Source organism: Prevotella lacticifex (assembly GCF_019973375.1).
GTDB lineage: Bacteria > Bacteroidota > Bacteroidia > Bacteroidales > Bacteroidaceae > Prevotella > Prevotella lacticifex.
Genome location: NZ_BPTV01000001.1, coordinates 2,462,165 through 2,476,386 on the forward strand (window position 1 = coordinate 2,462,165; position 14,222 = coordinate 2,476,386).

Genomic DNA, 14,222 nt, shown 5'->3' on the forward strand with positions numbered 1-14,222 from the left:
TTCGCGACGCAAGTAATAATTATCACGAATAGAGGTTTTAACTATAGACAATAATTATTCTCTCTGATATGAACAAGAACATACTCTTAGCTCTTTCGGTCCTGGCCATAACAGCCTGCGGAAACAGCAACGCCAACAAGCCCATGGACGACGACCAGCCAAAGAAAGTGAACATGGCCGACTCCATTGCCGGCGACTGGATTGTCACCGGCGACGAGGCCACCAACGAGATGAGCGACACAATGGGTGTCACCCTGAAAAAAGACGGGTCGGCACAGTCGATAAATATGCCGACATATCAATACCGGAAGTGGACCCTGAAGAACGACACCATAATCATGAATGCCGTCAGCACCGCCGAGGGCATGCCCGCCGACACCGCTGTCAACGACACCGGCATCGTCGATTTCAAAGCTAACACCATCACCCTTCTCGGTGGCGACATTGTCTACAAACGCCGGCAGGCCGAAAGTAACAACGCAGGGAAATAACTCCCTGCGGCAAGGAACATATCTTCGAGCCCCAAAGAAGATAGTTTCATGTGGCAAAGAAGATAGCTTCATGTGGCATAGAAGGTAACTTCATGTGGCATAGAAGATAACTTCATGTGGCGAGGAAGATAGCTTGCTGAATCCCTTGGGTGCAGAAAAATTCAACTATCCCTACGTCTCAAGGAGCGACAACACAGCTATAGACAAACATCGAAATCTATTTACATCATTCCGAAACATATCATTTCGGCTCGCAAAACGGTCCATTTCTGCTCACGAAATAGGCCGTTTTGCGTTCTAAAACGAACCGTTTCGCAACGCAAAACGGCATGTTTGGGAATGGTGTAAAGATATTTCGTAGTCATAGAAACAATGCTCGGAAGGTGGAAAAGCGTTATTTTTGTGGAATTATGTGGCGGAAAGGTTGTTTTTTACTACCTTTGTTGGCGAATCAACAACAATACAGGATAAACTATGAACTACAGAAAGACTATCACACTTGGTGCCGCGCTCGGGCTGATGCTGTGCGCGCCATCCTTCATGCAGGCTCAGACGAAAGGCGGGGGCATCGATATGCAGATGCTTGGTGCCATAGAGAAGGCGGGGACTCCTGCCGCCGGCGATCGTGCCTTAGCCAATGCCATTGCCTCAAACTCCATCGACGACCTGGCTAAGAACTTCAAGAATGCCGGTCAGGTGGACACTTATTTCAGCGTGGAGACTCCCAAACAGAGCATCCACGACCAGAAGTCGAGCGGCCGCTGCTGGCTGTTCTCGGGGCTGAACGTGCTTCGTGCCAATTTCGCACGTGAGCATAAGGACTCGATGAGGGTGGAGTTCTCGCAGGCTTATGTGTTCTTCTACGACCAGTTGGAGAAGGCGAACCTCTTCCTCCAGGGTGTCATCGACTGTGCCGGTAAGCCCATGGACGACGAGAGGGTGATGTTCTTCTTCAAGAATCCTATCAATGACGGTGGTACGTTCTGTGGTGTTGCCGACCTCAGCGAGAAGTACGGGCTTGTGCCGATGGAGGTGATGCCCGAGACATATTCGGCCGAGAACACATCGCGGATGGCACGTTTAGTGTCGTCGAAGCTGCGCGAATATGGTCTGGAACTGAGGACGATGGTGGCCCATAAAGCATCGGCATCGAAACTGCGGCAGCGCAAGACGGAGATGCTCGGGACGATATACAAGATGTTGGCCATGACTATCGGTGAGCCGGTGAAGTCGTTCGAGTATGCTTTCAAGGACAAGAACGGGAAGGCGATAGGCCGTCCGCACACTTATACACCGAAGGAATTCTACAATGCCACGGTCGGTCACCCGCTCAACGGGACGTTCATCATGGCTATGAACGACCCGCGCCGGGAGTACTACAAGACTTACGAGGTGGAATATGACCGCCACACCTACGACGGTCATAACTGGAAATATGTCAATCTGCCAATGACAGACATCGCACGCATGGCCATAGCATCGCTCAAGGACAGTGCGAAGATGTATTCGAGCTATGATGTCGGCAAGCAGTTCGACCGCAAGCGAGGCTATCTCGACAGCGACAACTACGACTATGCATCGCTCTTCGGCACTACGTTCCCTATGGACAAGGCCGACAGAATTCGCACCTTCGACAGCGGGTCCACTCATGCCATGACGCTCACCGCCGTCGACCTCGACGACAACGGCAATCCTACGAAGTGGAAGGTCGAAAACTCTTGGGGTCCGTCCTATGGTGTAGGCGGCTGTCTTATCATGACTAACCGCTGGTTCAACGACTATATGTTCAGACTGGTTGTGGACAAGAAGTATGTCCCGGTCAATATCCTCAAGGCCTCGGAGCAAAAGCCTGTCATGGTGATGCCGGAGGATCCTCTCTTCGCCGAGGACGAGTAAGTTTCCTGCGGAAGATATGATTCCCGGTCAAACCGGGTTCGTGAAGCCCGCAAGACTTACGTACAATTAACCTCATGCTGATATCGCTGATTCCGCAGATAACATTAATGAATTTGCGAAAATCTGCGGTATCAGCGGAGCATCGGATATTTTGCAAGCGCAAGAGGTTTTATTCGTTTTTTTTAGAATAGAATAAAGAAACCTCCATTTGAGACACTATACAATTTGGCCCTTGCTTTGCCGTTTCTGGCTTAGCAAGGGCTTTCTTTCGTAGAAAGCCCGTTTAAACTTCCCCTTGTTTTAGTCTCTGCATAATTATTTTTGCCAATATTATTGGTAATTTCTTGCAGATATGGCCATTTATTTGTACCTTTGTATAGTTCTTTTAATTATATAGATACTATACATATTTATGGCTATTCCAGAAGAGATAAAGTCAGTCGCCCGCCCCAAAAGTACGATAGTCCGACAGAGAGGCAGTCGTTTTGTCGTCATAAAAAGGACGAGCAAAAGAATTAACGGGAAACCTATCCCCGTAGACCAAGGAACGGTAGGAGAAATTGTAAACGGCAAGTTTGTCGAGGGCTCATATATGCGCAAGAAAAATCAAGTGGATATTAAAGATTATGGAGAGGTGGCTCTCTGTGACAAGTACGGCAGTGGACTTCTTCAAGAACTCGCCAAGGTTTGGAATCTCGACGATGCAAAGCGCCTCTATGTCATTGCCTTGCTCCGTGCTTCATATGGAGGCATCATGAACCGTGACTTGCAGATACAGTACCTCTGCTCATTTGCATCAGAGATGTATCCGGGAGTGCATTTGTCTGAGACGGCAGTGTCCGGGTTTCTTGTGAAGATAGGCAAGGCGTACTCCCTTATCTGTGAGTTCATGCGCAATAGGGTGAACACCTTTACCGGCGGTGACATGGTTATCGATGGCATGCTCAAGGACTACAATGCCAAGACGGGGAGTCTGTCGGAGTTCTCGCGCAAGGGAGCGAAGAAAGGCTCCAAAGATATCAGCTTGCTGTATGCTTTCAACCCATTGACGCGTGAGCCCATAGCGGCAAAGCCTTACGCAGGCAACATGCTGGATCAGACGGCGATAGACGACTTTGTAGCGGAGTATGAGATTAAGAATGGTCTGATGGTATTCGACAAGGGTTTCTACAACGACAAGCTTTTTGAGAAAGTCGACAAGATGGAAGGACTGGCATACCTGATACCGTTGAAGCAGAATTCGGCGTTCATAAAGAATTACAAGATGGATGAGCCGACAATGCCATTGAAAGACTATAAGGACGGAACGATTCTATACAAAAAGCAAAAAATGTCAAACGGCAAGTTCCTCTACTCTTTCCGCGACCCGAAGGCAGCCTCCGAACAGGAGATTGGATATGTGCAGAATGCCAACAAGAAAGATAACTTCAAGGCAGAAAGCTATGTCGAGAGGAAAGGTTTATTCGGTCTGATTGTCTTCAAGTCAAAAGCTGACCTTGACCCATTAACCGTCTATTTAGCCTATTCCCAGCGATGGTCTGTGGAGACTCTGTTCTGGCTATACAAGAATATCGTTGACCGTGACACGGTAAACGTGCATTCCGACTACAGCGTATATGCCACCGAACTGATTAATTTTCTCTCCGTCGTCATAACGACAAGGGTTAAAAATGAGTTTGTCAAGCTGGGGCTAAGCAAGAAATATTCTTACAAGGCTATATTCAGATACCTTTCAAAATACAAGAAGGTGAGAACCAAAGATGGTGGTAAATGGGGTACGGCAACCATGCTTAAATATATAGAAGAGCTAGTTGCTATGCTTGGTGTATAGTGTCTCAAATGGAGGTTTCTTTAATAGAATGCGTTTCCCAGCCCTCGTACTTACTAATGATTATCAATCGCATCAGCTATGTGCTATATTTTTTGGTGACGCATTGACTAAGTCAGAAAGCCTATCCTAAGTGCACTGCTTATTATGGAAAGTAGGGGTGGAAAGTTGCTCTCTTTGCATCATCAACCATTGCTATCCCTCTTTCTATCCCTCTTTCTATCCCCCTTTCTATCCCCCTGAAATTTGGAATCGGGAAAAATATTGTGTACCTTTGCAACGGAAAACAATCAGCTTAAATCAATATAAAAGAACAACGGATGAGATTGGATTTGTCTCATCTTGCTCACAGAAATTGTCTAATGCGCTGCTCTCAGTGCAAAATACGATGTGAATTTGTTGGGTAAGGGTAGTCTAAAGAGGCTTGCCGAGAGTGAAATCTTTCCGCAATGCTGATAATGAGGCATTACGGAAAGATTTTGACGAAGACACCGTTGTTTGCAGACACCAATGAATCCATACGGTCAGTCGGAATAGCCCTTGTTCTGTTTAAGATTGGCGTTGTGGTAGATGGCATCCTCGGGAATGGGGAACACCGTCGTGTAGCCGGTCTGCTCGTTGTCGAGTGGCGTGCGCTGGTCGTAGGCTTTGTTGAAGAGTCCGAATCGTACGAGGTCGTTACGGCGCCATCCCTCCCACATCAGTTCGAGTAGACGTTCGTCGAGAATCGTCTTCAGTGTGGCCGGGCGCGGGCTCATACCGACACGCGAGCGCACGGCGTTGAGCTCCGCCGAGCCGTCCTCGCCGTTGCGGACCTTTGCCTCGGCTTTCATCAGCAGTACGTCGGCATATCTGAAGAGGACGATATCGTTGCTCTGCAGCTTGCCGTCGGAATATGCCTTACGGTCAATCTCGTACTTCGACATGCGTGCTCCGGCCGTCTTCTCATAGGCATCTCCCGACAGGTCGAGCTTTACGGCCAACGGCATGTAGACGAGTGGGGTGCCGTCGTCGAGTTTCACAATCTTTCCGTCAACGCGCAGGGTATCGCTGTAGAAGTTGATGGCATAACGTTTGTCGACGCTGTCGGTGCCGTAACCGTAGGTGCGGACGGTGGAGATGGTGGCACAGCTGCCATTTTCGGAATCCTGGCCTATTGCTGCACCGTGGTTGTAGTGCCGGCTGCGGAAGAGGTAGAGGAACTGGTTGGCATAGAGATACTTATCCATCGGGATGATGAAGATATTCTCACGGCTCGTCTCGTTGTGGACGGCAAAGTTGGCGGCGTAGTTGCTTTCGAGCTCATAGCCCTCAGCCGTAATCTTGTCGCACCAGGCCTGGCATGCTTTCCATGCGTTCATCGTCTGTCCGTCGACATCGAGCATTATCGTCCGGCCGTCGGGGCGCACACCGTCGGTCCAGTCGTCATCGGCATATACTTCGGCGTTCAGGGCGAGTTTGGCGAGCAGGAAGTAGGCTACCGGTCGTGTGAAGCGTCCATAGTAGTCGTTCTGGAGGTTGCTGTGGACATCGGGCAGGGATGGTGCCACGCTCTCGAGCTCGTTATATATGTATCGGAACGTCTCGCTGCGTTCGCTCTGGCGGATGCTGTCGACGGGTGTTGTGGCATCGGTCACGAGCGGAATTCGACCGTACATGTCCATGAGATAGAAGAAGTACATCGCCCTCAGCCCCCTGACTTCGGCCAAGGCCTCATTCAGCTGAGCATCGGTGAGGAGCGCGCGTCGCTCGTTAAGAATCTTCTCCGACTGGTCGCACATCATCACCACCTTATAGAGATAGTTCCACGTATTATAGAGGGCGTTGTCGCTGGCTGTCCAACTGTGCTTGTAGAGCGACTGCCAGAAGCCGCCGTCGTACCAGTCGCCGCCACGGGTGGGAATCATCGCCTCGTCGGTGGTGAACGTGTTGAAGTCGTAGACACCGCGGACGGTGCCCTGAAGCCCTTGGCTGTCGGCATTTCCGCCGATGTAGTTGTACAGCGTTCCGACTGTGTTGAGGAGGAGTTTGTCGGCGGTGCCGTAGGCTTCGTCTGCACTGATTCTGTCGCGTGGGTCCTCGTTGAGGCATCCGACGAGAACCGTTGAGGCTGAGATCGTTACGGCGATTAGAACCAGACGGGAGATAGTTCTTTTTATGTGGGTTGTCATTATCATCGCTTTTTTCGTTTATTTGGTTTTGTAGGGCGTGGTAGCTATACTGATAGAGATTTCTGATGGTGCCGTCACAGATGCCAAGAGGCTTAGAATCCGATACTTACACCGATACTGAAGGTACGGTAGGGCGGATAGCTGCGCTTGTCGTCGATGCCGAGTGTATTGTCGACGACGCTACTGTTGATGATCGGCGTGAGTCCATCGTAGGATGTTATGGTGGCGAGGTTGTTGACCGACGCACTCAGGCGCAGTGACGAGATGTATCGTGCTGTCTTACTTATAGGCACATTCCATCCGATGGTGAGATAGTCGAAATTGAGGTAGTCGCCTTTCTCGAGCCAGTAGTCGGTGGCTGTCTGGTCGTAGATACGTGCCTTCGGTGCGTCCTTCATGACGTTGTAGTCGGGAAAAGCACCCATATTCATGTATGTTAGGGCCGTCCCGTTGTATATCTTGTGGCCGAAAGCTCCGTTGACCTGCAGGGTGATATCGAAATCTTTGTACCTGAAACTGATGTTTGTACCGAGAAACATCTTCGGCATAGCCTGTCCGGCGATGTACCGGTCGCCTCCGTCCTCGATATTCACACGGCCGTTATTGTCGAGGTCGGCAATGGCATAGCTGTATGTGCCGTCGGCATTCTTCGTCAGTCCGGTGCAGTGGGGCAGGTAGAAAACGCCAAGGGGCTGTCCTACAATCTGGTAGACGATGTTGTTGTTACCGCCGTGGAATCCTGCGCCGTTTAGGCTGCCTATCGACGTGATGTCGGCTGCGGTGAGATTCTCGCCGTTGTAGTTGCCGCTGAGCGAGATGAGTTTATTCTTCTGGAACGACATATTCATACTGACATTCAGCTCCATATCGCGCTGCTGAACGGGTGTGACACTTGCGCCGATTTCCAGTCCTTTGTTCGACATCTTGCCGAGATTGGCCAGGAGTTTGTCGTAGGTGAACGGCGGTACGGGCACGTCATACTCGTAGAGCATGTCCCAGGTGCGGGAGTAGTAGTACTCGGCTGTGACGATAAGTCGGTCGTGCCAGAATCCCATGTCGGCACCGATATTGAATGTTCCGCGCGTCTCCCATTTCAGGTCGGGGTTGACATTGTGTTTCGTCGAGTAGGTGACGGCCGTTGAGCCGTTCCATGGTATGGCACCGTCGGGGAGCAGCATGTTCAGGGAGTTGTAGGAAGAGATGGCTCCGAGGTTTCCCGTGAGACCGTAGCCGGTGCGGAGGATGAGTCGCGAGAAGACGGTCTGCCGCTTCATGAATGGCTCTTTCATCACATCCCACGACAGTGACACCGACGGGAAGAACCCCCACCGGTTGTCCTTGCCGACCATCGACGAACCGTCGGCACGTGCGTTGACGTTGAGGGTGTAGCGGTTGAGCAGTGAATATTCGGCACCTAGCATGAACGACAGCAGTTTCGGATTGTCGTAGCCCGAGCCCGTGAGCCCGTAGGGAACAGTGGCCGCGCCTGTGAGGTTGTCGTAGCCTAAGGCGTTGGTAGTGAATCCTTTAACTGATGTCCAGAACCCGCGTTGCTTGGTGGCCTCATACTCCGTGAGTGCCGTGACGTTGATGTCGTGTCGCGCAGCCCACCGTTTGTGGTAGTTGAGCGATAGGTTGCCGAGCCATGTCTCCTGTTTCATCTCGCCTCGCCAGGCCTGTCCCTGAGCCCACACCCATGTCGGTGCCGACTTGGCGTTCTCGTTGCTGTTGTAGGTATAGGCCCCGAAGGCCTGTGCTGTAAGGCCGTGGCCGAGGTCGGCTTTCAAGCGTATGTGGGAGCCGAAATTCTGGTTCCGGTTGTGGTTTTTCTTTCCAAGGAGGGCTCCCGGCGGGTTTATCTGTGAGGCGGTGGCGTTCTTGTCCCATCCGCCGGCGGCGTTCATGTGGTTGGGGAAGGTAGGATTTAGCGTTGCCGCCGAGTAAAGCAGTTCTTGGAGGTTGAAGACGTTATTGTTGCTCTGCGACGAGCCGAAGACTCCGAAGTCGATGGTCAGGTGGTTGTCGAAGGCCATCTGCATGAGGTCGACTTTCGCGGCAAAGTTGTTGTAGGAGTCGTTCCTAAGTGGCGCATTGTGGTTCATCACACCTATTGACGCACGGTAGTTCTGCTCGTCGGTGCCTCCACTGAAGGCCACATGGTGGTTGGTGACGAATCCGGTGCGCGTGATGGCATCCTGGAAGTCGGTGTTGTAGCCTCCGTCGGTGGCGTAGCGGCCGAGAGCCTCGGCCGTGGCGAGATAGGCGTTTCGGTCGAGCATGTCAATCTTTTTGTACACAGTCTCGAAGCCGATGTTACCATCGTATGAGATGCTGAACTTCCCGGCGCGGCCCCGTTTTGTCGTGACCTGGATGACACCTGATGCACCGCGGCTGCCGTAAGGTGCTGTCTCGGCAGCGTTCTTCAGTATGGCAAAGCTCTCGATATCAGCGGGATAGATGGTCGACAGGGTGGCGATATCGCTGTATACACCATCGATAATCACGAGCGGGTCGTTGCCACCGGTGAGTGAGGTGGTACCGCGGACACGCACACTGTTGATCATCGCCATGCGGTTGTCGCCGGTGGTGACGACACCTGCGGCCTGACCGGCGATGGCATCGAGCGAGTTGATGACAAGTCCTTTGTTCATCCGGCCCTCACCGATGACGTCGACGGAGCCGTTGCGGCCAGCGATGGTGTCGGCAAGTACCGACGTTGCCGGGGTATATTTAATATGTTGGGCTGTGGCGCAGAGCGGCAGGGCTGCAAGGGTCAGTGTGATGATAGCGTTTTTGTTCATATCGGGTCGGGCTTGTGGAATTGTTGTTGATAACGGTGCGAAGATAATAAAAAAAACCTTTCGGTGTTAACAATTGAAGATTTTTTTTGTAATTTTGCGTGTAGTAATCTTAAATCACGACAGCTATGGCAAGGAATATGATATTTTTCGCAGTATTGTTCGTTGTACTGCTCGTCGCTCCCGACGTTTATATAGCTACGGAGTACATCAATCCGTCGGCATCAGGAATCGTGAAGGTGCTATGGTGGCTGCCTACGGTTCTCACGCTGACGTGCTTTGTCCTTGCCAACCGCGAGATAATGCACAACACATCGATGCGCCTGTTCTTCGCCCTTGTGCTCTGTGTTGCCCTGCCGAAACTGCTGTTCGTCATCCTTCAGTTCGTTTTCAGCCCCGTAGTTGCACTCGTGACGGCACTGGTTCCCGTGGCACTTTTTGCCTACGGGTTCTTCTTCGGGTGGCGGCGGATTGTCGTGAGGAAAGCCGTCTGCGAGTCGGAACTGTTGCCACAGTCCTTCGACGGTTACCGCATCCTTCAGCTCAGCGACCTGCACATCGGAACATTCCTGAAGAATAAGTCGTTCATACGCAAACTCGTCAATGTCGTAAACGAGCAGCATGCCGACCTAATCGTCTTCACCGGCGATCTCGTTAACGTGCGGGCCGACGAGGTGAGACCGTTCGTCAGTGATCTGTCGAAAATGGTGTCGAAGGACGGCGTGCTCAGTGTCATGGGCAATCACGACTACTGCGAATACGGTCAGGACCACTCCGAAGAATATAAGAAGCGCAACCAGAATGTCCTTCACTATTTTGAGCGCAAGATGGGATGGCGGCTGCTCGACAATGAGCATGTTACGATAGGCCGTCTGCGCCAGGCCAATGGTGAGAATATCAGTGAGTCGATAGCCATTATCGGTGTGGAGAATATCTCCAAGCCGCCGTTCCCCGACTACGGTAACCTTGCCGTGGCTATGGGTGAGCTGCCTAAGGGAATGTTCAAGGTGCTCCTAAGCCATGACCCTTCGCACTGGCGGCGTGGTGTGCTCCATAAGACCGATATTGCGCTTACGCTCAGCGGTCATACTCATGCCGGACAGTTGAAGATTGGAAAGTTCTCGCCGTCGAAGTGGGCCTACAACGAGTGGGGAGGCAAGTACACCGAGGGCAATTCCATGCTGTATGTGTCGACGGGCGTGGGCGGTACGGTGCCGTTCCGTTTCGGGGCCTGGCCTGAGATAAATATCATAACCCTGAAGCGCAAGGGCTGATGCCTGCAGACCACCTCATGTATTGAGTATGCATTGAGATGGTGTGGGCAATATCAGGTTGTGCGCGCTAAATTTCAACATAAGAGAGAATGGGACAGAAATAGAATGTTGACTATGGAATGTAAAAGTAATTCGTATTATACTGTGTCTCGCTCTGCCTTTGTATTGTGTTGTTTTTAATCGGTTACATACCATTTAGCGTTGCGAAACGGTTCGTTTAGAACGCAAAACGGCCCATTTCGTGAGCAGAAATGGACCGTTTTGCGAGCCGAAATGATATGTTTCGGAATGATGATAATCAGATAATAGCAAAGGCATATCAAAAGTGCAGTCCTTCTGAAATACTTTTACATTTCCACACAACCTACACGCATACAACACCCCATAATTGCAGTCGACAACCAACGGCAGACAGCAATAAGGTTTATTCGTCGGCGGAGGGCCATGAGAGCCGCCCCCGCAAAGAATCCATAAACGCACACCCGTGGATTGATGACAGCCCCTACTCTGTCCGATATCCTATCCAAGACACTGATAATTAAACATTTGCAGCACTTAACCGCCGTAGGGACAGGGTTTATCCCTGTCCTACCAGCTGCGGGGTAGCAACCCTAATTCTTATCCGCTGCTGCGGGGCATTTGCTTTGTATCTTGTCCGCCGTTTGTAGGTCGGGGATAAACCCCGTTCCTACGGCGGATGCGTGCAACACTTTGGCTACCAATGGATTATCAAGGTGATTGCAGCACTTGGCCTCCGTAGGGGTGGGGTTTATCCCCACTCTCGCTGCTGCGGGGCATTTGTTTTGTATCTTGTCCGCTGTTGGTAGGACGGGGATAAACCCCGTCCCTACGGCGGATGCATGCAACACTTTGGCCATCAATGAATTATCAAAGAGATTGCAGCACTTGGCCTCCGTAGGGGTGGGGTTTATCCCCGCCCTCGCTGCTGCGGTATATTTACTTCAATTCTTGTCCGTTGTTGCAAGGACGGGGATAAACCCCGTCCCTACGGCGAATGCGTGCAACACATTAATTATCAATGTGTTGTCAACGTGACCATTTCATCGTAAACACATTGTCAACATGATTCCATTGCAGGGTGCGGAAAGACAGAGTTAGAAGCCGTCCAAAATCAAGGGGGCCGAGCAACGGTTGCGCGAGCGGTGTCACGGATAGAAATCAGTGGCTGAGGAGTTACTTCCGGGTGGGGATATTGAACTCGGTGACCTTGCTTATGCTCTTCTTTCCTTGCAGGACGGCGAGGGCAAACTTTGCATTGCCGTTGGCAAGACGCTTGTCGGCTCTGACAAAAGCGGTATAGACGATGCCCTGACCGGGAGCGAGACTCTCGACAATGATGCTCGGGGTGATGGATATGTGGCGGTTGCCGGTGGTCTCGACAACCGACGGCACGACATTGAAGAGGGTCTGCTGACCGCGGTTGTAGATCTCGAACGTCACCTTAGCGTCCTCATTACGGCTGAGAGTACCGTCCTCGTTGGCATCGACGAAGCGTGCATTGGCAATCTCGATGTTCGGAGTATAAGTAACGCCCTGAGGGATAATCTGGAAATGCGACGTCCCGTTAGGCACCACCGTTGTTGGCTCTGATGCCGAATAGCCAGGGTTGCCGGATGCCGGGGCCGACGGTACAAGATTGGTAGTATCTGATGGTGAGAACGTTATGCGGTCGTCACCCGAGTTGGTGGCGTCGAAGCCGCTCTCGTCGGGAGCCCCGGTATTGGAGCCACTATAGCTGTAGATATCGTCATTACCGTTGTCGGCGAAGTTGCCCGAGGGTGCTTGCCGCTGGCTGCCGTTGTCATAGGGGTTGTAGCCGCGCTGCTTATTGCGCTGCACCTGGTCGTAGTGGTCGTGTACACGCTGCTGGTCGGCTTTGTCGGCCACCGACCCGATGACAGCGCCCACGGCCGCACCGCCGGCCATTCCGACGATAGAGCCGAGATCGGAGCCACGCGGTCCGTTGGAGATACCGCCAATGGCCGACCCTATAATGCTGCCAAATGTGGCGCCGGCATATGCACCGGCTCCGGTGTAGGTATCACAGCCGCTCAAGAGTATTGCGCCGGCTGCCAGATAAACGATTCCCTTTTTCATAGTTACATGTGTATTCTTTTCAAGATTGCAAAGATATACAATTATTGTGAAACATGCAACGACAAATCCCTATTAATCGGTGGGGGATTCCCTATTTCACCCCCGCAAGACAGGACGGAACACCGACGGATGCCGATAACGAAAAGAATATGTTCCAAAACAAACACTCAGGCTCCACAAGAAGATCGTGATGGGAATGAACACCATCGTTTATGAATGGCGAGAACCCGGCAAAACTCATAATAATCGTCCTATACTCCTTTCTATACCCCGCCCTACCCTCCTTTCTAAACTGCTGAGATTTGTATTCGGGAGAATTATATTGCACCTTTGCACCGAAATTACAATCAGCCTTAATCAAGACAATTACGACGGTTGTACATCCCTGTTCAGTCATTTTGGCATCAGCGTATAATCAAAAGAAATTCAGCCACTGATTCAAGGATAATAATACGGCACGCACTTTTCACCTCCATAATATGGTACGCATACCTATATATATTCCATAATCAGCACTTTGATTCCTAAGTAAGAGCCTTTATGGGATTCGGATTCTCATCGGGAAGTGGCGGCGGCAGACGGAATGACGCCCCCGGACAATAACGAAAAAGGCACTGCCACGAGGACAGTGCCTTAGGATAAGATTTTGTACAATTATGATTGAATGGCTAAATTCGCTTATAGAGGATACTCGTCGAAGGCGTAGAGCACTGTCGACAGGTAGCGCTCACCGGTGTCCGGGAGCAGGGCTACGATGGTCTTGCCCTTGTTCTCAGGCCGCTTGGCAATTTCGGTAGCCGCGAAGGCAGCAGCACCGGAGGAAATTCCCACGAGGACACCGTCCTTCTGGGCAATCTGACGGCCTGCGAGGATGGCCTGGTCGTTCTCGACATCGAACACCTCATCGATGACTTTCGGGTCGTAGGTCTTTGGCACGAAACCGGCACCGATACCCTGAATCTTGTGTGGACCGCTGGCACCGCCCTTCAGCACCGGTGATGCCTTTGGCTCTACGGCAACAATCTTCACGTAAGGATTCTTCTCCTTGAGGTATTTGGCCACACCGCTGACGGTACCGCCGGTACCTACGCCAGCGACGAAGATGTCGACCTTGCCGTCGGTGTCCTCCCAGATCTCACGGCCGGTGGTCTCGTAGTGTTTCTGCGGGTTAGCCGGATTCTCAAACTGTTCGAGGATTACCGAGCCCGGGATGGAGTCGCGAAGCTCCTCGGCAGCCTTGATGGCTCCCGGCATACCGTCCTTGCCGCTGGTGAGTTTCACCTGTGCGCCATAGGCCTTCACGAGGTTCCGGCGCTCCACGCTCATCGTCTCAGGCATGGTGAGGATGAGTTTATAGCCTTTGACCGCTGAGACGAGGGCCAGACCGACACCGGTGTTGCCGCTGGTAGGCTCGATAATGGTTGCTCCGGGCTTGAGGGTTCCGGCCTTCTCGGCAGCCTCAATCATGGCTAAAGCAATACGGTCCTTGACGCTGCCGCCGGGGTTGAACGACTCCACCTTGGCAATGACAGGGGTGTCGAGGCCGCGTGAGGCTGAATAATTCGCGAGTTCTACTAATGGAGTGTGACCGATGAGATCGGTAATCTTCTTTGCTATCTTTGTCATTTTTCTTTCCTTTCTTTATA

Annotated in this window: 9 protein-coding genes; 4 read left to right on the forward strand and 5 right to left on the reverse strand. The window is 51.8% G+C overall.

The genetic code is table 11. The annotated features are described in order from the left end of the window. The first annotated feature begins 68 nt into the window (after positions 1–68). The 3 genes from LDN30_RS09620 (at position 69) to LDN30_RS09630 (ending at position 4,218) form a co-directional block, all read left to right on the forward strand. Positions 69–491, forward strand: coding sequence for a lipocalin family protein (locus LDN30_RS09620; protein ID WP_223929363.1), 423 nt, complete (start codon positions 69–71; stop codon positions 489–491). A gap of 474 nt (positions 492–965) precedes the next feature. Further along, entirely contained in the window at positions 966–2,387 is a 1,422-nt protein-coding gene (locus LDN30_RS09625; RefSeq protein ID WP_223929364.1) for a C1 family peptidase, read from the forward strand. Between the two features lie 412 nt (positions 2,388–2,799). Next, positions 2,800–4,218, forward strand: a complete 1,419-nt coding sequence (locus LDN30_RS09630) for a transposase (protein WP_223929004.1) — start codon at positions 2,800–2,802, stop codon at positions 4,216–4,218. Positions 4,219–4,739: 521 nt separating this feature from the next. Here LDN30_RS09630 and LDN30_RS09635 read toward each other — a convergent pair. Beyond that, positions 4,740–6,392, reverse strand: a complete 1,653-nt coding sequence (locus LDN30_RS09635) for a RagB/SusD family nutrient uptake outer membrane protein (RefSeq protein ID WP_223929365.1) — start codon at positions 6,390–6,392, stop codon at positions 4,740–4,742. Between the two features lie 86 nt (positions 6,393–6,478). After that, positions 6,479–9,187, reverse strand: a complete 2,709-nt coding sequence (locus LDN30_RS09640; protein WP_223929366.1) for a SusC/RagA family TonB-linked outer membrane protein — start codon at positions 9,185–9,187, stop codon at positions 6,479–6,481. 137 nt (positions 9,188–9,324) lie between these two features. On the opposite strand from LDN30_RS09640, the gene LDN30_RS09645 reads away from it, so the two are divergent. After that, on the forward strand, positions 9,325–10,458 hold the full coding sequence (locus LDN30_RS09645) for a metallophosphoesterase (RefSeq protein WP_223929367.1): 1,134 nt from the start codon (positions 9,325–9,327) through the stop codon (positions 10,456–10,458). A gap of 1,194 nt (positions 10,459–11,652) precedes the next feature. Here LDN30_RS09645 and LDN30_RS09650 read toward each other — a convergent pair. From LDN30_RS09650 to cysK, 3 genes are all read right to left on the reverse strand, one after another. Further along, on the reverse strand, positions 11,653–12,576 hold the full coding sequence (locus tag LDN30_RS09650) for a hypothetical protein (protein ID WP_223929368.1): 924 nt from the start codon (positions 12,574–12,576) through the stop codon (positions 11,653–11,655). 91 nt (positions 12,577–12,667) lie between these two features. Next, positions 12,668–12,973 (reverse strand): hypothetical protein, encoded by a 306-nt coding sequence (locus LDN30_RS09655; protein ID WP_223929369.1) that lies wholly within the window; start codon positions 12,971–12,973, stop codon positions 12,668–12,670. Between the two features lie 281 nt (positions 12,974–13,254). Next, entirely contained in the window at positions 13,255–14,202 is a 948-nt protein-coding gene (gene cysK / locus LDN30_RS09660; protein WP_223929370.1) for a cysteine synthase A, read from the reverse strand. Between the last annotated feature and the right edge of the window lie 20 nt (positions 14,203–14,222).